The organism is Janthinobacterium sp. GW823-FHT01H08 (genome assembly GCF_058797855.1).
This window is the reverse complement of record NZ_CM179504.1, coordinates 1,028,573-1,045,695: the sequence shown is the minus strand read 5'-3', so window position 1 is coordinate 1,045,695 and position 17,123 is coordinate 1,028,573. Positions and strand designations below refer to the sequence as shown.

Here is a 17,123-nt window from a genome sequence, read left to right as displayed (position 1 = left end):
TTGCGCCGCCCAGGCGGCGCCACCAAATTAAGCGAGAACACTATGCAATGGGAAGTCGTCATCGGTCTTGAGAACCACGTGCAGCTCACGACCGAATCCAAAATTTTCAGCGGTTCGCCGATCAAGTACGGCGCCGAAGCCAACACGCAGGCCAGCCCCGTCGACCTGGCGCTGCCGGGCGTGCTGCCGGTGATGAACAAGCAGGCCGTCGACCGCGCCATCCGCTTCGGCCTGGCCGTGGGCGCCACCGTCGCGCCGCACTCGGTCTTTGCCCGCAAAAACTATTTTTATCCCGATTCGCCCAAGGGCTACCAGATCAGCCAGTTCGAAGACCCCGTCGTCATCGGCGGCGCACTGACCTTCGGCTACGAAAAGGATGGCGAATTCGTCACCAAGACGGTGAACCTGACGCGCGCCCACCTGGAAGAAGACGCCGGGAAGTCCTTGCATGAAGACTATGCCGGCATGAGCGGCATCGACTTGAACCGCGCCGGCACGCCGCTGCTGGAAATCGTCTCGGAACCGGAAATCCGCAGCGCCGCCGAAGCCGTGGCCTACGCCAAGGCCCTGCACTCGCTGGTCATGTGGCTGGGCGTTTGCGACGGCAACATGCAGGAAGGCTCGTTCCGCTGCGACGTCAACGTTTCCGTGCGTCCCGTCGGCCAGAAGGAATTCGGCACGCGCTGCGAGATCAAGAACCTGAACTCCTTCCGCTTCATCGAGGAAGCCGTGCACGTCGAAGTGCGCCGCCAGATCGAACTGATCGAAGACGGCGGCAAGGTCGTGCAGGCGACGCGTTTGTACGATCCGGACCGCAAGGAAACGCGCGAAATGCGCAGCAAGGAAGACGCCCAGGATTACCGCTACTTCCCGGACCCTGACCTGCCGCCGCTGGTCATCTCGCAAGCGTGGATCGACACGGTCAAGGCCTCGATGCCGGAACTGCCGGCCGCCATGCGCGCCCGCTTCATCAGCGAATACGCACTGCCGGACTACGATGCGCTGGTGCTGACGCAATCGAAAGCCATGGCCACCTACTTCGTCGCCGTGGTCGAGAAGGCCGGCAAGGAAAACGCCAAGGCCGCCGCCAACTGGCTGATGGGCGACGTCTCGTCGACCCTGAACCGCGAAGGCGTGGACCTGGACGACGCCCCCGTCTCGGCCGCCCAGCTGGCCGCCATGCTCAAGCGCATCGCCGATGGCACGATCTCGAACAAGGCGGCAAAGGAAGTCTTCGCCGGCATGTGGGAAGCGAAATCGGACGACGAGCACCTGGTCGACGCCATCATCGACGCCAAGGGCTTGAAGCAGATCTCGGACTCGGGCGCGCTGGAAGCCATCGTCGATGAAGTACTGGCGGCCAATGCCAAATCGGTGGAGCAGTACCGCGCCGGCAAGGAAGCGGCGATCAATGCGCTGATCGGCCAGGCCATGAAGGCATCCAAGGGCAAGGCCAACCCGGCCCAGCTGACGGAACTGCTGAAGGCCAAGCTGGCTGGATAATTTTCACTCGCCCCAAAAAAAGACGCTGCGGCGTCTTTTTTTTTGCCTGCCGGGTCTCCTTATAAACAAGCTTGTCTACGTTTTATGTCACGTCTGACAAGCGTTTATACGCCACTGAAAATTAAAGTATACATTTTTGTCTACAAGGTTTAATCTAGCCATATTGAATTTCAGGCAAGAGGAAAACCGCATGGCCAAGACGCACGACACCCCGAAACCGACGGCAGCCGAGCTCGATCTGCTGCAGGCGCTGTGGCCGCTGGGTGCGGCCACGGCCAAGCAGGTGCACGAGGCGATGGCGCTGGCCAAGCCGGCCATCACCTATGGCACCGTGCTGCGCCTGATGCAGATCATGCATGGCAAGGGCTTGCTGATCCGCGACGAAAGCCAGCGCTCGCACGTGTATGCGCCGGCCCAGGCGCAGGACAGCCTGCAGACGAATCTGCTGAAGGAATTGATGCAGAAGGCCTTTGCCGGTTCGGCCAAGGCGCTGGTGCTGGCGGCGCTGCGCACGGGCGTGTCGCGCGCCGAACGCGAGGAAATCGAAAAAATGCTCAAGGACGATCAGTCATGAGCGGCTTCGTGCCGGCGCTGGGCTGGACCCTGCTGCACTTCCTGTGGCAAGGGCTGCTGATCGGCTGCGCCACGGCGCTGGCGTGGGCGGCCCTGCGCAATGCGCGTCCCGAGGCGCGCTACGCCGTCGGTTGCGGCGCCCTGCTGGCCTGCCTGGCGTGGCCGGCGGCGGGCTTGTATCTGCGCCTGGCCGGGGCCGATGCCACGGGCGCGCTGTACTCCAGCGCCTTGCTGCCCGCCGCCCTGCTGGCGCCCGACAGCCTGCCCGACCTGGACCTGCTGCTGCGCGCCGTCGTCGGCGTGTGGGCCCTGTGCGCCGCCGTGCTGGCCGTGCGCATGGCGCTGGGCATGCTGTGGATAGAGCGCAGCGCCAGGAACACGGGCGCCACGCATGGACAGCTGCAGACAAGGCTGTCGCGCATGGCGCACGATGCCGGCGTGGCGCGGCCTGTGCGGCTGCGCGTGCTCGACAACATCGCCAGTCCGCTCACGGCCGGCATCTGGCGCCCCATGGTGCTGGTGCCCGCGGCACTGATCACCGGCATGCCGCCGCACCTGCTCGATGCGCTGCTGGCGCATGAACTGGCGCACATCCGGCGCCACGATTATCTGGTCAACCTGCTGCAAAACGCCATCGAGGCGCTGCTGTTCTTCCACCCTGCCGTCTGGTGGATTTCACGCGGCGTGCGCCTCGAACGCGAACATATTGCAGATGATTTCGCAGCAAGACAACTGGGCGAACCGCGGCGTCTGGCTCTTGCACTCTCGGAACTGGAACGTCTCCAGTTCTCAACCCACCACCTGGCCCAGGCGGCCAACGGAGGAGATCTTATGTCACGTATCAAACGATTGCTGCGCCCCGCACCACAAGCCCTGAACTGGAAGGCGGCCGTGCCGCTGCTGGCATTGGCCGGCGCCTGCCTCGGCATCTACGGCCAGGCCGTCGCCGCCGACAGCGCACCCGTGCTGGAGCGCCGCCCCGTCATCGACTTTGGCGTGTGCGGCAAACCGGTCTACCCGCCCGCATCGCTGCAGGCGAAGGAAACGGGCACGGTCAACCTGTCCTTTGATGTCGACGCCACCGGCAAGGTCCAAGGGTCAAGCGTGGTCAAGAGCAGCGGCCATCCTGCCCTCGACGAGGCGGCGCGCACTGGCATTGCCAAGTGCACGTTCAAGCCGGCCCTCGCTGGCGGCAAGCCGGTCAGCGCCAGCGTCAAGGTGCAATACGTCTGGAGCCTGCACTAAGATCCTATCCCAGTAGATGAATACATCTCTTGCAAGCGCCCCTCAGAAGCGGGGAGTCGTCGCGTGGCTCGCCACGCGTCCTCCTCGCGCCTTGTCCGCGCTCCTGATGTGCTGCTTGCAAAAGACGCTCCCTACTGGGATAGGCTCTAAAGCATGCGCGGCGGCACATCGTGGCAGCATTGCTGCAGCGGTGCCGCCGCCCGCTTGCGGGTATGATCATGGATTCTTCCACGCACCTGTGAATCCGCCATGAACAAGATCAAAACCGGCCTGGTCGGCTACGGCTTTGCCGGCTCCACCTTCCACGCTCCCGTCCTGTCCGCCATCGATGCCCTGGAACTGGCGGCCGTCGCCTCCAGCAAGCCCGAGCTCGTGCACAAGGATTGGCCGCACGCGACCGTGTATGCGGAACCCGCGCAGCTGTTTGCCGATCCGTCCATCGAGCTGGTCGTCATCGCCGCCCCCAACGAGGCGCACTTCAGCCTGGCGCAGGTGGCCCTGCAGGCGGGCAAACACGTGGTGGTCGACAAGCCCTTCACCATTTCCAGCGCGGAGGCGCAGAGTCTGATCGCGCTGGCGAAAGAGCGCCAGCTGGTGCTCAGCGTGTATCACAACCGGCGCTGGGATGGCGACTTCCTGACCCTGCAAGCGCTGCTGGCGCAAGGCACGCTGGGGCGCATCGCCAGCGTCGAATCGCACTTCGACCGTTTCCGCCCCGAGATCCGCCAGCGCTGGCGCGAATCCGGCGCGCCGGGCGGCGGCTTGCTGTACGACCTGGGTCCGCACATGCTGGACCAGGCCATGCAGCTGTTCGGCAAGCCGGAAAAACTGTACGCCGATATCGTCCTGCAGCGCGATGGCGCGCAAGCCGTCGACTACATGCACATCGTTTTGTATTACGACCGGCTGCGCGTGGTGCTGCAAGCGGGCTGCCTGGTGAAGGCGCCGACGGCGCGCTTCGCCGTGCATGGCGAAAAGGGCAGTTTCGTGAAATTCGGCCTCGATCCGCAGGAAGATGCGCTTAAGGCGGGCGGCAGGCCGGGCCAGCCCGGCTGGGGCGTGGCCCCCGTGCGCGGCGCGCTGCACCTGGGCACGCAGCCGGACGGCCATTGCGAACACCTCGAAATGCAGGCGGGCCGCTACCAGGACTTTTACCAGGGCATGGCCGACGCCATCCGCCACGGCGCACCGGCGCCGGTGGCGGCCGAGGATGCGGCAGCGACGATACGCCTGATCGAACTGGCCTTGCAAAGCGCTGCCGAAGGGCGCGTGCTCGCGGTCAGCTGATTCGATGTCAGCTGATCGCGGTCAGTTGATGACGAAGGCCAGCACCACGGCGCCCAGCGCCAGCAGGGCCAGGCCGCAGATGAACAGCAGTTCGCCCCACGATTCGTAGCGCAAGCGCGACTGGCCGGGGCGCAGCGACATGAACGAGAGCACTGCGCTGACGAGAAAGACGATGGCATCGACGGCGAGCAGCTTGTCGATGGCCACGCGCATGTCGCCGCGCGGCGCCAGATGCCCGATCGACAGCACCGTCATGCACACGCCGACCATCGTCGCCGACGTGGGCAGGATATGCGCCGACAAGCCCCGCGCCGACAAGTCCCGTTCGGGCGCCTTGCCGTCGCCAGACATCAAGGCCGGCCCTGGTTCGTTCCCGCCGGCCAGACCAGCTCCACGCGCGCGGAACTGCCCGCCTTGATCTGCACCTTGCGCTCCAGCGACTTGCCGGCCAGGGTGGCGCGCAGGCTGTAGCTGCCCGGCGGCAGTTTCGCCAGCAGGAACGGTCCGCTGGCCGTCGTATCGAGCACCGGAGCGCCCTTGGCATCGCGTATTTCCAGCTTCACGTCGGAGGCAAATTCCGCCTTGCCCGCCGCCTGCACGGAAAACACGAGACTCAAGGGCCAATGCCGGCTGGCGCTCTTGATGGCCGTCGACTCATCGAGGCCGATGCCGCCGCTCAGGTACTCCACCGCCCCGCTCTTCTGCACGGGCGGCAGTGCACCGTCGGTTTGCGCCTGCGCCGCACTTCCCAGCAACAGCCCGGCGGCCAGCATCGCCGCCGCCAGGCTCAGGGTACCGCGTCTGTTTGATGCCATCTCACTCTCCTCATGTCGGTTGAATCAAGATAGGAAGCGCAGCTTAAACAGGCCTTAGCCCTATATCAACGCCGGCGCATGGCGTCGGCGATCTTCTGGTCCGTCTTGTACTGGCTCAGCGCATACACGGCCCAGATCGTGGCCGGCAGCCAGCCGATCAAGGTGATTTGCAGGATCAGGCAAATGATGCCGGCGATCGGACGGCCGATCGTGAAAAAGGTCAGCCATGGGAGTAACAGGGCAATCAGCAAGCGCATCGTTCGTTCCTTGAGTATTCCCCTGTGCCGCGGGGACCGGGCCGGCAGGCGCCGGCGGTAAATGCAGTCAAGCCGATTATAACGATACTCGGCCCTCAAGCCTGCACGGGTGCCAGCAGTTTCTCCATCCAGGCCAGGATGGCGGCAAAGATCGCTTCGCGGTTCACTTCATTGAAATTCTCGTGATAATTGGCCGGATAAAAATGATAGTCGAGCAAGCCATCTGGCACGCTGCGCAGCAGGCTTTCCGTGGCGCGGCTGTCGGCCAGCTTGTCGTCGCCCGCCACTGCGGCGAACAGGGGGAAGCGCCAGTCCGACAGGCCGCCCGCCAGTTCCTTTTGCGCCGACGTCAGCGCATGGGCAAACCGCACCGACGCCGCACTGGCGCGGATGCCGTCGCGCTCGTCCTGGAAATGACGCGCGGTGATGGTTTGATCGTGCGTGAGCAGCATGGTCAGGTTACCCAGCGGCACCTTCATCGTGGGGAAGCGCCGCGCCAGCCAGCCCGACAGCATCTGCAGCACCTTCGGCACGGGAATCGCATTCACGTAATACGGCGATGAAATCACAAATCCCTTGATGGCCGGATCGCCCGCAAAGCGGCGCAGCCCCAGGTGGGTGGCGATCAGGCCGCCCATGGAGTGGCCCATGACGAAGATCGGCACGCCCGGATACGCCTGCTTGACCCAGGCGAGGAACAGCTCCTCGTCGTCGAGGAAGGCGTCGAACGAGGGGATGTCCACCTTGCGCTTGCCATCGTGGCCCACCATGTCGAAGCTGACGGTGGCGATGCCGTGCTGGCGGAAGTATAGCGCCGGCGTGACGTAGTCGCCCGCATGCGCCATGCCGCCGTGGATCGCCAGGATCACGGCGCGGGGATGCTCCGGCTGCCAGATGTGGATGGGCCGCTCGATCCGGTCGCTGCACAGCAGGCTGGCCATCTTGTCTTCTGAAAAACGCATCGCTGCTCCTGTCATGCCCTGTCACGCCTTCAGATGATCGATCAACTGGCGCGCATACAGGGGTAATTCACTGAACTGGCGCACGCAGATCGTCAGATTGCGTACCGACCAGGGATCGGATAATTCCAGGCAGCGCAGCGCCATCGTCTGCTGGCAGCGGCTGGCCGCCGCCAGCGGCACCACGCTGATGCCCACGCCGCTGGCCACCATGCGGCACACGGCATCGAAGCTGCGCAGGCGCACGCGCACCTTCAAGGGGCGGCCCAGGCGTGCCGCATGCATGCCCAGATACTGCTGCATCGCGCTGTCGTCGGCCAGGCCGATGAAATCGTGATCCAGCAGCGTGGAGAACGCGACGACGCCATCCTGGCCCAGGGCGCGGTGATGCACGCCGTCGGCCGCGGCGATCACCACCAGCCGGTCGGGGCGGAACAGAAACGTCTGCAAGCCGCGCATGTCGACCGAGTCGGACACGATGCCCATGTCGGCCAGCCCTTCCGAGACGGCCTTGACGATATCGTAACTGAGGCGCTCTTCCAGGTCGATGGTCAGGTTCGGATGGCGGTCGAGAAAAGCGCCTAGCGCCTCGGGCAAAAATTCGCTGAGCGCGGCCGTATTGCACAGCAGGCGCAACTGCCCTTTCAAGCCGCGCGCAAACTCGCCAAGCTCGCCACGCATTTTCTCCATTTGCAGCAAGACGAGGCGCGCGTGATGCAGCAAGGTCTGGCCCACGGGCGTCGGCTCCACGCCGCGCCGTCCGCGCAGCAGCAAGGGCATGCCCAGCATCTCTTCCATGCCGCGCACGCGCGCACTGCTGGAGGCCAATGCGAGATGGCTGCGCGCGGCGCCCGCCGTCAGGCTGCCCGCTTCCACCACGTTGACGAACAGCTGCAAATCGACCAGATCAAAGCGCATGACGGCTCCCCTTTTCACCATCTTACCAGCCTTCGTATTTTACTGAGGCTGACTCAAAATAATCCACCTTGGCGAAACCGCCCAGCGCGCGCAGAATCCACGCAATTCACTGTGGAACAGAAAAAATGGAGACGTCATTTCTGCTGGCCGTCGGCGCCAGCTTCCTCGTCGCTGGTTTCGTCAAAGGCGTAGTCGGATTGGGCTTGCCGACGGTGGCCATGGGCACGCTCAGCCTCGTCATGCCGCCCGTGCAGGCGGCAGCCCTCCTGATCGTGCCGTCGATGGTGACGAATATCTGGCAACTGGCAGCCGGCCCCGGCCTGCGCGCGCTGCTGCACCGCCTGTGGCCCATGCTGGCGGCCGTCATGGCCGCTACCGTGGCGGGCGGCGCCCTGCTGCCGGCCGACAGCGGCGCCTGGGCCGTCGTCGCGCTGGGCGTGGCGCTGATGCTGTACGCGCTGGCGGGCCTGTTCTCGCTGCAGCTGCGCGTGCCGGCGCGGCACGAAGCGTGGCTGGGGCCATTGGCCGGCGCGGCGACGGGACTGGTGACGGCCGCCACGGGCGTGTTCGTGATCCCCGCCGTGCCGTATCTGCAGGGACTGGGGCTGGCGCGCGATGCGCTGGTGCAGGCGCTGGGCCTGGCCTTTACGGCATCGACCGTGGCGCTGGCGGCCAGCCTGGCCCTGCACGGCGACTTCAGCCTCGGCGCGGCCGGCGCATCCGCGTATGCGCTGCTGCCGGCGCTGGCCGGCATGCTGGCCGGTCAATGGCTGCGCGGGCGCATCGCGCAGCAGGTATTCAAGCGCTGCTTTTTTATCGGCCTGTTCGCCCTGGGCCTGCATGCGGCGGTCAAACCATGGCTGGCGTGATGCGGATAGACTGGCAAGGGGACAGCGCGCTGTGCGCGTGGATCGACGGCCAGCAGGTGGCCATGCTCGATATCAGCAGAGAGGCCGATGAAGTGACGGTGAACATGCTGTTCGTGAAACCGCCGTTCCGCCGGCGCGGCATCGGCGGCGCGCTGCTGCAGCGGCTGCTGCAATGCCATCCGCAAGCTGGCGCCGCCTGCAGCGACCCGCGGCTGCGGGCGCTGCTGGAAAAGACGACTTAAATACCGTAGCGCGTGCGGTACGCGGAAACGGCATCCTTGTATTGGAGCAGTTCCGGATCGGCGCCCGCGCCGTTCAGGTAGCCGAACAAGTCGTCCAGGTTGCCGATCGAGATGACGGGAATGCCGTACTGTTTCGACACTTCCTGCACCGCCGAACTTGGCGACAGCTGGCCGTCCGGGCCCGAACGCTCCATGCGGTCCAGGGCGATCAGCACGGCGCATGGCTCGGCGCCGGCGGCGCGGATCATGTCCACCGATTCGCGCACCGAGGTGCCGGCCGAGATCACATCGTCAATGATGACAACTTTGCCATGCAGCTTGGCGCCGACGATGGTGCCGCCTTCGCCGTGATCCTTGGCTTCCTTGCGGTTGAAGGCGAACGAGGTGTTGCGGCCCTTGCCGGCCAGCGCCACGGCGGTGGCCGACGCCAGGGTGATGCCCTTGTAGGCGGGGCCGAACAGCATGTCGAATTCCACGCCCGAGTCGAGCAGGGTCTGCGCGTAGAACTGCGCCAGTTCGGCCAGGGTGGCGCCGTCATGGAACAGGCCCGCATTGAAGAAGTACGGCGATGATCGCCCGGCCTTGGTGGTGAACTCGCCAAACCGCAAGACTCCCTTGGATACTGAAAACGCGATAAACTGCTGGCGTAAATTATTCACATTAGCCTCATTTTTTAAAAGTGCCTGTATTTTAATCCGCGCGCAGCGGCGAGACAATCGCCATGCCGCGCCCGCCGGCCCCGTCCAGCGCCCTTTTCATTCTCACTCTATGCCAAAAATTATCTCCGCCAACCTGAACGGCATCCGTTCCGCCGCCAAAAAAGGCTTTTTCAACTGGATGGGCACGCAGACGGCCGATTTCATCTGCGTGCAGGAATTGAAGGCGCAGCTGCCCGACATGACGCCGGAATTCCTCAACCCGCACGGCTACCATGGCCATTTCCACTATGCCGAGAAAAAGGGCTACTCCGGCACGGGCGTGTACAGCAAGGTGGAGCCGGACGCCGTGCATATCGGTTTCGGCAGCCCTGAATTCGATGCCGAAGGCCGCTACGTGCGCTGCGATTTTGGCAACCTGTCCGTCATTTCCGTGTACTGCCCCTCCGGTTCGTCCGGGCCGGAACGCCAGGAAGCCAAGTTCCGTTTCATGGAACTGTTCCTGCCGCATTTGCTCGAATTGAAGGCGCTGGGACGCGAAGTGGTCATCTGCGGCGACTGGAACATCGCCCACCATGAAATCGACCTGAAGAACTGGAAGGGCAACAAAAAGAATTCCGGCTTCCTGCCGGAAGAGCGTGCGTGGCTGACGCGCGTCTTCGACGAAGTGGGCTTTGTCGACGTGCACCGCGGCCTGGACAAGCGCGAAGACCAGTACACGTGGTGGAGCAACCGCGGACAAGCCTACGCGAAGAACGTGGGCTGGCGCATCGATTACCACGTCGCCACGCCCGGCATCGCAGCCCAGGCGCATACGGTCAGCGTCTACAAGGACGAGCGGTTTTCCGACCATGCACCCTTGATCATCGATTACACGGTCAAGGGCTGATCTGATACGTCCGTGGTGGTGTCGGCTTACGCGCTGCGCGCTAACCCGACCTACGCTGAATCTGCTGTAGGTCGGGTTAGGTCCGCAGGACCGTAATCCGACAGCATTGTTGGCACGTCAGTGATGGTGGCGGATTAAGCATGCCACGCCAGCACGCGCCGGCTTTCGAAATGGCGCGGCTCGCCCGACAGCGGGTCCGTGAAATCGATGGCCCGCGCCAGCAGCTGCAAGGGCTGCGACATGTCGTCTTCCTTGCACGGCAAGGCCACCGGGTAAAACGCATCGTTGACGATGGGGATGCCCAGCGAGGCCAGGTGCACGCGCAGCTGGTGCTTGCGCCCCGTGTGCGGCTGCAGCCGGTACAGATTCACGCCGCCGCGCTCTTCGATCACATCGATGACGGTTTCCGAATTCGGCTCACCCGCTTCCTCGCGCATGAGGAAAAACTGCGCGCCCTCGACCATGCGGCTGTGGTAGGTGAATGGGAAATCGCGTCCCGCCAGCACGGGCGCCAGCGCCTCGTACGTCTTGCGCACCTCGCGGCGCTGGAACAGCGACTGGTAGGCGCCCCGGCTGGCGATCTGGCGTGAAAAAATCACCACGCCGGCCGTCTCGCGGTCGAGGCGGTGGATCGGCGTGAGGTCAGCGCTATCGAGCCGTTTCTTCAGGCGCGTCAGCAAGGTCTCCTGCACGAAGCGCCCGCCCGGAGTCATGGGCAGGAAATGCGGCTTGTCGACCACGATCAGATGCTCGTCCTGAAACAGGATATCTTCCTGGAAGGGAATCGGCGTTTCCCGCTCCAGCTCGCGGTAGTAAAAAATGCGCATGCCGCGCTTGTATCCGCTGCCGGGCGCCAGCACGGCGCCGTCGCCATCGACCACTTCACCGCGCGCCATGCGGTCCCTCCATTGCGCGGCGCTGATCTGCGGATAGCGCTCGACCAGAAAGGACAGCATGTCCGGCCACTGCCCTTCCGGCAGCCACAGGTAGCTGGCCGCCACGCCGTCGCGCATGGGCAAAGGTGCGGCGGCGTGACGCTTGGTCATCCTAGCGCTGCGCGATGGCGTTGCTGCGGTATGGCGGCAAGGCGTCCACGCTGACGCCCTTGCTGCGCGCGTACAGGGGCAGCACTTGCGCCATGTGGCTGTTCATCTGCGAGATACGGTCCTTGCCCGACGGGTGCGTCGAGAGGAATTCCGGCGGCGCGCCCTTGCTCACGGCCGCCATTTTCTGCCACAGGATGACACCGGCGCGCGGGTCGAAACCGGCGCGCGCGGCCAGGTCCATGCCGATCAAGTCCGCTTCGCGTTCATCGTCGCGCGAAAACTTCAGCATCACGCCCTGCGCCGCCATATTCGTGGCGGTACTGGTGATGCTCGGATCGACACCGAGCCAGGCCGACAGTCCGGCGCCGGCCAGCTTGGCGCCGACGGCGGCCAGGTTGCCCTTGCCCGCCTGCGCCTGCGAGTGTTCGCGCAAGGCGTGCGAAATCTCATGGCCCATGACGATGGCCACTTCGTCGTCGGTCAGATTCAGCTTGGTGATGATGCCGCTGTAAAAAGCGATCTGCCCGCCCGGCATGCAGAATGCATTGACCTGGTCGGAATTGAGCAGGTTGACCTGCCAGTTCCAGTCGGCCGCCGCCTCGTTCCAGCGCGTGGCAAACGGGATGATGCGCTGGGCGATGGCGCGCAGGCGTTTCACTTGCGGATCGCTGTCGGGCACCAGCGCATTTTTTTCCTTCGCCTCGTTGACCAGCTGCGCATATTGCTGCTTCGATTGTGCATTGAAATCGGCGCCGCCGGCAAAGATGCGCGACGTCGACAGGGGACGCACCTTGATGCCGTCCTGGACCGTCGCCTGCTGGGCATGGGCGGACAGGGGCGCCAGCGCGGTGGCCGCGCACAGGCTGGCCAGGATGGCGTAACGTTTAAGGGATATTGGTGCCATTGGCAGACCTCCATGGAGCAATTTTAGGCAGCATCATCATGGCCGGAAAGGCCAGGAAGAAGCACACGATGAAAAACGAGAACCAGCCCAATTCCGCGACCAGAAAGCCCACCGAGGCATTGATCAGGGTGCGCGGCACGGCGCTCAGGCTGGAAAACAAGGCATATTGCGTGGCCGTATAGCGCGGGTCCGTGGTGCGCGACAGGAACGCGACAAAGGCGGCCGCGCCCAGGCCCAGGCTGGCGAAGGCTTCAAAACCGATCACGGCGCTGAGCAGCATGGTATTCGGCCCCACCTGCGCCAGCCAGGCGAAACCCAGAATCGCGATCGCCTGCAGCGCGCCAAACACCCACAGGCCCCGGTTGATGCCCAGCTTGAGCATCCACACGCCGCCGACCACGCCACCGGCCAGGCTGGCCCAGAAACCCGTGGTGTTGGCGGCCAGGCCGATCTGCGTCATGGAAAACCCCAGGTCCAGATAAAACTTCGTCGCCAGCGCCGTGGCCATGCTGTCGCCGATTTTGTAGAGTAATACGAAGGCAAGTATCCACATTGCGTTACGCCAACCATCGCGTGCGATGAATTCCTGGAATGGCAGGATGATCGCTTCGCGCATGGTCTTTGGCGGCGAACCGTACACGGTCGGCTCCCTGATCAGCAGGGTGCACACGAGGCCAGGCAGCATGAAGGCTGCCGTGATCCAGAAGACGGGCTGCCACGGCATGCGGTCGGCCAGGATCAGCGACAGCGCGCCCGGCACCATGCCCGCCACTTTATAGGCGTTGACGATGACGGCGGCACCCAGGCCCTGCTCGTTGTCGGACAGGATTTCGCGCCGGTAGGCGTCGATGACGATATCCTGGCTGGCCGACAGAAAGGCCACGCCGCCGGCGGCGGCCGCGATCAGGCCGATCTGCGTGAGCGGATCAAGCATGCCCATGCCGCCGATGGAAAAGAACAGCGCCACTTGCGTGAGCGCCATCCAGCCGCGCCGGCGTCCCAGTCCCAGGATGCGGTAGCGGTCCATCAGGGGCGCCCACAGGAATTTCCAGATGTAGGGGAACTGCACCAGGGCGAACAGCCCCAGCGCCTTGACGTTCAAGCCCGACTTGGCCAGCCATGCCTGCAGCAGGTACAGCAGGATGAACAGGGGCAGGCCGGAACTGAAGCCCAGTACCAGCACGGCCAGCATGCGGCCATTGGCATAGGAACGCCAGCCGGGCACCGGGCTTGTGCTCATCAATGCACCGCTTTTTTACGCAGGCGGAAGACGGCCAGGTCGCCGCGCAGGTTCGGCAGCACGGAAACCATCTTGCCTTCGGCCAGGGCCACGCATTCGATCACTTCCAGGCCGCATTCCTCGGCCAGCTCGCGGAAGTCGTTGATGGTGGCGCAGCGCACGTTGGGCGTGTCGTACCACTGGTAGGGCAGCGACTTCGACACGGGCATGCGGCCTTTCAGCAAGGCCACGCGGTGCGGCCAGTAGGCAAAGTTGGGGAACGAGACGATAGCCTCGGCGCCCACGCGCACGATGTCGCGCAGCAGCGGCTCGACCTGCTTCATCATCTGCAGCGACGACAGGCACAACACCGTATCGAAACTGTTGTCGCCAAAGATGGCCAGGCCCTTTTCCATGTCCTGCTGAATCACGTTCACGCCGCGCAGGGTGCTGGCCAGCACCTTGTCGTCGGCGATCTCGATGCCATAGCCGCTGCACTCCTTGTCGCTTTGCAGATACTGCAGCATCACGCCTTCGCCGCAGCCCACGTCCAGCACATGCGCGTTGTTCGGCACCCAATGGGCGATGAAGGCCAGGTCGGGGCGCAGCGCGCTCAATTCGTCAAAAGTCATGCGGTCTCCTTGGCGCCCTGGCGGACGGCAGTGTGCGGTGCAGGAGCGGGCAAGCCCGCCCCGATGTCATTCCAAACCTGGCCATAATAGGCGCGCACCATGTTCATATAGCGCGCATCTTCCAGCAGGAAGGCGTCGTGGCCGTGCGGCGCGTCGATTTCGGCATACGTGACCTGGCGGCGGTTGCACACCAGCGCTTCGACGATCTCGCGGCTGCGTTCTGGCGAGAAGCGCCAGTCGGTGGAAAACGAGGCGAGGAAGAACCTGGCCTTGGTGCCCGACAGGGCTTTGGCCAGGTCGCCGCCATGCGCGCGCGCCGGATCGAAATAGTCGAGCGCCTTGGTGATCAATAAATACGTGTTCGCGTCGAAGTACTCGGAGAACTTGTCTCCCTGGTAGCGCAGATACGATTCGATCTCGAAGTCGATGCCGAAGCCGAATTTGTAGTCGCCCGTCTGCGCCGCGTCGCGCAGCTTGCGGCCGAATTTCTCGGCCATGTCGTCATTCGACAGATACGTGATGTGGCCCACCATGCGCGCCACGCGCAAGCCGTTCTTCGGCACCACGCCGTGCGCATAGAAGTCGCCGCCATGGTAATCGGGGTCGGACAGGATGGCCTGGCGCGCCACGTCATTGAAGGCGATGTTTTGCGCCGACAGCTTGGCCGTCGAGGCGATCACCACGCAGTGGCGCAGCCGCTCGGGGAACATGATGCTCCACGCCAGCGCCTGCATGCCGCCCAGCGATCCGCCCATCACGGCGGCGAACTGGGTGATGCCCAGTTCATCGGCCAGGCGCGCCTGCGCGCTGACCCAGTCTTCCACCGTCACGACGGGGAAGCTGGCGCCATACGGCTTGCCGGTAGCGGGATTGGTGTGCATGGGGCCCGTCGAGCCGAAGCAGGAGCCGAGGTTGTTGACGCCGATGACGAAGAACTTGTCCGTGTCGAGCGGCTTGCCGGGGCCGACCATATTGTCCCACCAGCCCGTGCTTTTCGGCTCGTCCGCATAGACGCCGGCCACGTGGTGCGAGGCGTTCAGGGCGTGGCAGACCAGCACCGCGTTCGATTTGTCGGCGTTCAGGGTGCCGTAGGTTTCATACATCAACATATAGTCCCGCAGCGATGCGCCGCTTTGCAGCTGCAGGGGTTGCGCAAAATACATGGTTTGCGGCGAAACGATTCCAATGGATGACATGTGTGTCGGTTTATAAAAGGGGGGCGGCCCCACGGGCCATGGTCGATGCAGCACCGCGATGATAGGTGCTGCAACTTTAACATCAGGACACCTCTTGCCGCGCGCGATGTGTCCTGATGCTTAAGGTGACAGTTTACATGAGCTGCAGTTGCTGGACGGCTTCCGCGATCACATTTGGTTCCATCGAACGCATAATTTTGCGCATTTGTGGCGCAATCAGGCCCAGGTCGCTGTTGAGGATCTCTTGCTTGACCGCTAACAGCTGCGCCGGATGCATGGAAAACTCGCGCAAGCCCATGCCCAGCAGCAAGCGCGTGAGCTTCACGTCGCCCGCCATTTCGCCGCACACGGCCACGTCGATGCCCGCCTTGTGGCCGGCCGCGATCGTCATCGAGATCAGCTGCAGCACGGCCGGGTGCAGCGGATTGTACAAATGCGCCACCTCGTAGTCGACCCGGTCGATGGCCAGGGTGTACTGGATCAGATCGTTCGTGCCGATCGACAGGAAATCCATGCGCTTGACGAACATGGGCAGAGCCAGCGCGGCGGCCGGAATCTCGATCATGGCGCCCACTTCGACCTCGTCGTCGAACTTGATGCCCTCCTCGCGCAGGCTGGCCTTCGCCTGCGCGATCATGGCCAGCGACTGGTCGATCTCGAACGCATGCGCGAGCATGGGAATCAGGATGCGCACCTTGCCGAAGGCGGAGGCGCGCAAAATCGCCCGCAGCTGCGTCAGAAACAGCTGCGGCTCGGCCAGGCAGTAACGGATGGCGCGCAGGCCCAGGGCGGGATTCAAGGCCGTATGGTCGGACTGGTCGAGCGGCTTGTCGGCGCCGATGTCGAGCGTGCGGATGGTGACGACTTTTCCCTTCATCGACTGCACCGTGTTGCGGTAAGCCTCGAACTGCTCGTCCTCGGTGGGAATCTTGTGGGCGCGGCCCATGAACAGGAATTCGGAGCGGAACAGCCCCACGCCGCTGGCGCCCGACTCCAGCGCAAACGCGCAATCCTCGGGCAACTCGATATTCGCCAGCAGGGTGACGGGCGTGCCGCATTTGGTGACGGCCGGCGTCTTTTTCAGCTTGCCCAGCTTCTTGCGCGCGCGCTGCATGGCCACCTGGCGCTCGCGGTACTGTTCCAGCACCAGCGCGCTGGGGTTGGCGATGACGACGCCGGCGTCGCCGTCGATGATCAGCCAGTCATCCTGGTCGATCAGCATCGACGCCTGCGACATGCCGACGGCGGCCGGGATGTCGAGGCTGCGCGCGACGATGGCCGTGTGCGAGTTCTGCCCGCCCACGTCGGTAATGAAACCGATGAAGGAGCGGTCGCGGAACTGCAGCATGTCGGCCGGCGAGATGTCGTGCGCGACGACGATCATCTGCGCCATCAATTCGTCTTCGGCCGCGGCCTTGGGCAGCAGCTGCTCCGTGCCCAGCAAGACTTTCAATACGCGCTCGGCCACCTGCTGGATGTCGGCCTTGCGTTCGCGCAGGTACGGGTCTTCGATTTCATCAAACTGCGCCGACAACTCATCGATCTGCGTCAACAGCGCCCATTCGGCGTTGTAATGGCGCTTGCGGATGATGTCGAGCGGCGCTTCGGAAATCATCGGGTCGGAGAGGATCAGCGCATGCACGTCGATGAACGCGCCCAGCTCCGTGGGCGCATCCTTGGGCAGCTCGTTCCACAGGGTCTGCAGTTCCTTGTGGACGGTGGCGATGGCGCTTTGCAGGCGCTGGACTTCGGCTTCGATCTGTTCCTGGGCGACCAGGTAATGTTTGACGTCAAGGGCGGCCGGCGCCAGCAGATGTGCGCGGCCGATGGCGATGCCGCGGGAAACCGGGATGCCGTGGAGCGTGAAAGATGCCATGGGTTGACCTGTCGGAATGCGGCTGCGGCTGCGTTCG

The 17,123-nt window shown here is 64.1% G+C and carries 19 protein-coding genes; 7 read left to right on the top strand and 12 right to left on the bottom strand.

The genetic code is table 11. The annotated features are described in order from the left end of the window. The 4 genes from gatB (at window position 1) to AC3RCG_RS04660 (ending at window position 4,608) form a co-directional block, all read left to right on the top strand. Window positions 1-1,503: an Asp-tRNA(Asn)/Glu-tRNA(Gln) amidotransferase subunit GatB gene (gene gatB, locus AC3RCG_RS04675; protein ID WP_256267197.1), complete on the top strand. Its 1,503-nt coding sequence runs from the start codon at window positions 1-3 to the stop codon at window positions 1,501-1,503. A 190-nt stretch (window positions 1,504-1,693) separates the two neighbouring features. Then, on the top strand, window positions 1,694-2,077 hold the full coding sequence (locus AC3RCG_RS04670; RefSeq protein WP_070289952.1) for a BlaI/MecI/CopY family transcriptional regulator: 384 nt from the start codon (window positions 1,694-1,696) through the stop codon (window positions 2,075-2,077). Next, on the top strand, window positions 2,074-3,321 hold the full coding sequence (locus tag AC3RCG_RS04665; RefSeq protein WP_492403541.1) for a TonB family protein: 1,248 nt from the start codon (window positions 2,074-2,076) through the stop codon (window positions 3,319-3,321). The genes AC3RCG_RS04670 and AC3RCG_RS04665 overlap by 4 nt, the downstream gene beginning before the upstream one ends. Window positions 3,322-3,570: 249 nt before the next feature. After that, a complete protein-coding gene (locus AC3RCG_RS04660) occupies window positions 3,571-4,608 on the top strand; it encodes an oxidoreductase (protein WP_492403542.1) in 1,038 nt (345 codons plus the stop codon). 21 nt (window positions 4,609-4,629) lie between these two features. Here the strand turns inward: AC3RCG_RS04660 and AC3RCG_RS04655 are convergent, their stop codons facing one another. The 5 genes from AC3RCG_RS04655 to AC3RCG_RS04635 form a co-directional block, all read right to left on the bottom strand. Then, window positions 4,630-4,959 carry a hypothetical protein gene (locus tag AC3RCG_RS04655; RefSeq protein ID WP_121668424.1) on the bottom strand — a complete coding sequence of 110 codons (330 nt, stop codon included), beginning with the start codon at window positions 4,957-4,959 and terminating at the stop codon, window positions 4,630-4,632. Beyond that, a complete protein-coding gene (locus AC3RCG_RS04650; protein WP_121668423.1) occupies window positions 4,959-5,423 on the bottom strand; it encodes a carboxypeptidase-like regulatory domain-containing protein in 465 nt (154 codons plus the stop codon). Before AC3RCG_RS04650 ends, AC3RCG_RS04655 begins: the two co-directional genes overlap by 1 nt. Window positions 5,424-5,488: 65 nt before the next feature. Next, a complete protein-coding gene (locus tag AC3RCG_RS04645; RefSeq protein ID WP_070222801.1) occupies window positions 5,489-5,680 on the bottom strand; it encodes a YqaE/Pmp3 family membrane protein in 192 nt (63 codons plus the stop codon). Between the two features lie 95 nt (window positions 5,681-5,775). After that, window positions 5,776-6,642: an alpha/beta fold hydrolase gene (locus tag AC3RCG_RS04640; protein WP_121668422.1), complete on the bottom strand. Its 867-nt coding sequence runs from the start codon at window positions 6,640-6,642 to the stop codon at window positions 5,776-5,778. 21 nt (window positions 6,643-6,663) lie between these two features. Beyond that, on the bottom strand, window positions 6,664-7,557 hold the full coding sequence (locus tag AC3RCG_RS04635) for a LysR family transcriptional regulator (RefSeq protein WP_070222806.1): 894 nt from the start codon (window positions 7,555-7,557) through the stop codon (window positions 6,664-6,666). A 125-nt stretch (window positions 7,558-7,682) separates the two neighbouring features. Here AC3RCG_RS04635 and AC3RCG_RS04630 point away from each other — a divergent pair, with 125 nt between their 5' ends. Beyond that, window positions 7,683-8,426, top strand: coding sequence for a sulfite exporter TauE/SafE family protein (locus tag AC3RCG_RS04630; RefSeq protein WP_492403545.1), 744 nt, complete (start codon window positions 7,683-7,685; stop codon window positions 8,424-8,426). Then, a complete protein-coding gene (locus tag AC3RCG_RS04625; RefSeq protein WP_492403547.1) occupies window positions 8,426-8,668 on the top strand; it encodes a GNAT family N-acetyltransferase in 243 nt (80 codons plus the stop codon). Before AC3RCG_RS04630 ends, AC3RCG_RS04625 begins: the two co-directional genes overlap by 1 nt. On the opposite strand, the gene pyrE is transcribed toward AC3RCG_RS04625, so the two are convergent. Beyond that, complete coding sequence (gene pyrE / locus AC3RCG_RS04620) at window positions 8,665-9,327, bottom strand: orotate phosphoribosyltransferase (protein WP_070222812.1); 663 nt, start codon at window positions 9,325-9,327, stop codon at window positions 8,665-8,667. The genes AC3RCG_RS04625 and pyrE overlap by 4 nt on opposite strands. A gap of 109 nt (window positions 9,328-9,436) precedes the next feature. On the opposite strand from pyrE, the gene AC3RCG_RS04615 reads away from it, so the two are divergent. After that, window positions 9,437-10,213, top strand: a complete 777-nt coding sequence (locus tag AC3RCG_RS04615; RefSeq protein ID WP_070222814.1) for an exodeoxyribonuclease III — start codon at window positions 9,437-9,439, stop codon at window positions 10,211-10,213. Between the two features lie 134 nt (window positions 10,214-10,347). Here AC3RCG_RS04615 and AC3RCG_RS04610 read toward each other — a convergent pair whose 3' ends face one another. The 6 genes from AC3RCG_RS04610 to ptsP all read right to left on the bottom strand — a co-directional run bounded on the left by AC3RCG_RS04610 (window position 10,348) and on the right by ptsP (window position 17,086). After that, a complete protein-coding gene (locus AC3RCG_RS04610; RefSeq protein ID WP_070289938.1) occupies window positions 10,348-11,259 on the bottom strand; it encodes a pseudouridine synthase in 912 nt (303 codons plus the stop codon). Window position 11,260: 1 nt separating this feature from the next. Then, a complete protein-coding gene (locus AC3RCG_RS04605; RefSeq protein WP_070289936.1) occupies window positions 11,261-12,163 on the bottom strand; it encodes a M48 family metallopeptidase in 903 nt (300 codons plus the stop codon). Next, a complete protein-coding gene (locus tag AC3RCG_RS04600) occupies window positions 12,144-13,403 on the bottom strand; it encodes an AmpG family muropeptide MFS transporter (RefSeq protein ID WP_492403550.1) in 1,260 nt (419 codons plus the stop codon). The genes AC3RCG_RS04605 and AC3RCG_RS04600 overlap by 20 nt, the downstream gene beginning before the upstream one ends. Then, window positions 13,403-14,014 carry a methionine biosynthesis protein MetW gene (metW, locus tag AC3RCG_RS04595; protein ID WP_070222822.1) on the bottom strand — a complete coding sequence of 204 codons (612 nt, stop codon included), beginning with the start codon at window positions 14,012-14,014 and terminating at the stop codon, window positions 13,403-13,405. The genes AC3RCG_RS04600 and metW overlap by 1 nt, the downstream gene beginning before the upstream one ends. Beyond that, a complete protein-coding gene (gene metX / locus AC3RCG_RS04590) occupies window positions 14,011-15,210 on the bottom strand; it encodes a homoserine O-succinyltransferase MetX (RefSeq protein ID WP_071650235.1) in 1,200 nt (399 codons plus the stop codon). Before metX ends, metW begins: the two co-directional genes overlap by 4 nt. A 133-nt stretch (window positions 15,211-15,343) precedes the next feature. Then, entirely contained in the window at window positions 15,344-17,086 is a 1,743-nt protein-coding gene (gene ptsP, locus AC3RCG_RS04585) for a phosphoenolpyruvate--protein phosphotransferase (RefSeq protein ID WP_492403552.1), read from the bottom strand. Window positions 17,087-17,123 lie beyond the last annotated feature (37 nt).

Excerpts from the sequence above, each read along its gene's own strand:
- AC3RCG_RS04670 (WP_070289952.1), top strand. The coding sequence starts at position 1,694 with ATGGCCAAGACGCACGACACCCCGAAACCGACGGCAGCCGAGCTCGAT.
- AC3RCG_RS04665 (WP_492403541.1), top strand. The coding sequence starts at position 2,074 with ATGAGCGGCTTCGTGCCGGCGCTGGGCTGGACCCTGCTGCACTTCCTG.
- AC3RCG_RS04660 (WP_492403542.1), top strand. The coding sequence starts at position 3,571 with ATGAACAAGATCAAAACCGGCCTGGTCGGCTACGGCTTTGCCGGCTCC.
- AC3RCG_RS04655 (WP_121668424.1), bottom strand. The coding sequence starts at position 4,959 with ATGTCTGGCGACGGCAAGGCGCCCGAACGGGACTTGTCGGCGCGGGGC.
- AC3RCG_RS04650 (WP_121668423.1), bottom strand. The coding sequence starts at position 5,423 with ATGGCATCAAACAGACGCGGTACCCTGAGCCTGGCGGCGGCGATGCTG.
- AC3RCG_RS04645 (WP_070222801.1), bottom strand. The coding sequence starts at position 5,680 with ATGCGCTTGCTGATTGCCCTGTTACTCCCATGGCTGACCTTTTTCACG.
- AC3RCG_RS04640 (WP_121668422.1), bottom strand. The coding sequence starts at position 6,642 with ATGCGTTTTTCAGAAGACAAGATGGCCAGCCTGCTGTGCAGCGACCGG.
- AC3RCG_RS04635 (WP_070222806.1), bottom strand. The coding sequence starts at position 7,557 with ATGCGCTTTGATCTGGTCGATTTGCAGCTGTTCGTCAACGTGGTGGAA.
- AC3RCG_RS04630 (WP_492403545.1), top strand. The coding sequence starts at position 7,683 with ATGGAGACGTCATTTCTGCTGGCCGTCGGCGCCAGCTTCCTCGTCGCT.
- AC3RCG_RS04625 (WP_492403547.1), top strand. The coding sequence starts at position 8,426 with ATGCGGATAGACTGGCAAGGGGACAGCGCGCTGTGCGCGTGGATCGAC.
- AC3RCG_RS04615 (WP_070222814.1), top strand. The coding sequence starts at position 9,437 with ATGCCAAAAATTATCTCCGCCAACCTGAACGGCATCCGTTCCGCCGCC.
- AC3RCG_RS04610 (WP_070289938.1), bottom strand. The coding sequence starts at position 11,259 with ATGACCAAGCGTCACGCCGCCGCACCTTTGCCCATGCGCGACGGCGTG.
- AC3RCG_RS04605 (WP_070289936.1), bottom strand. The coding sequence starts at position 12,163 with ATGGCACCAATATCCCTTAAACGTTACGCCATCCTGGCCAGCCTGTGC.
- AC3RCG_RS04600 (WP_492403550.1), bottom strand. The coding sequence starts at position 13,403 with ATGAGCACAAGCCCGGTGCCCGGCTGGCGTTCCTATGCCAATGGCCGC.
- metW (WP_070222822.1), bottom strand. The coding sequence starts at position 14,014 with ATGACTTTTGACGAATTGAGCGCGCTGCGCCCCGACCTGGCCTTCATC.
- metX (WP_071650235.1), bottom strand. The coding sequence starts at position 15,210 with ATGTCATCCATTGGAATCGTTTCGCCGCAAACCATGTATTTTGCGCAA.
- ptsP (WP_492403552.1), bottom strand. The coding sequence starts at position 17,086 with ATGGCATCTTTCACGCTCCACGGCATCCCGGTTTCCCGCGGCATCGCC.